General features: G+C 69.1%; 1 protein-coding gene. It reads right to left on the bottom strand.

Going from position 1 to position 614, the window contains the following annotated elements; all coding sequences use genetic code 11:
* Window positions 1-614: ABC transporter permease (locus tag KUM38_RS32925; RefSeq protein ID WP_217134950.1), on the bottom strand; the 614-nt coding region annotated here is incomplete at both ends.

The raw sequence follows: 614 nt of genomic DNA, 5'->3' as shown, positions 1-614 counted from the left end.
CCGGACGCGTACATCCAGGTGCGCAGCACGAACGGCATCAGCTGGGCCAGGTCGGGCGTCTTGCTGCCCATCCGCGCGAAGACCAGCGCCAGCCCGGTGTTGAACACGAACTGCAGCAGCAGCGCGGGGACCACCAGCAGCCAGGACAGGGCGGGCAGACTGCCGAAGGCCACCATCACGACGACCAGCACGATCATCGAGTACAGCAGCTGCTGCAGCTGCTGGAGCGCGAAGGAGACCGGCAGCGAGGCGCGCGGGAAGTGCAGCGCCCGCACCAGCCCCAGGTTCCCGGAGATCGCCCGCACCCCGGCCAGCACCGAGCTCTGGGTGAAGGTGAACACGAACACGCCCGTCACCAGGAACGGCACGTACACGTCCTTCGGGATGCCCCGGTTGGCGCCCAGCAGCAGGCCGAAGATGAAGAAGTACACCGCCGCGTTCAGCAGCGGGGTCGCCACCTGCCACAGCTGGCCGAGCTTGGCCTGGCTGTACTGGGCGGTCAGCTTCGCCCGGGAGAAGGCGAGGATGAAGTGCCGCCGGTCCCAGAGCTGACGGACGTACTCGCCGAGGGACGGCCGGGCGCCGCTGACCGTGAGGCCGTACTTGGCGGCGAG

Source organism: Streptomyces sp. AC558_RSS880 (assembly GCF_019049255.1).
Taxonomy (GTDB): Bacteria; Actinomycetota; Actinomycetes; order Streptomycetales; family Streptomycetaceae; genus Streptomyces.
The sequence above is the reverse complement of the archived record's forward strand: the minus strand, read 5'-3'. Positions and strand labels throughout refer to the sequence as shown.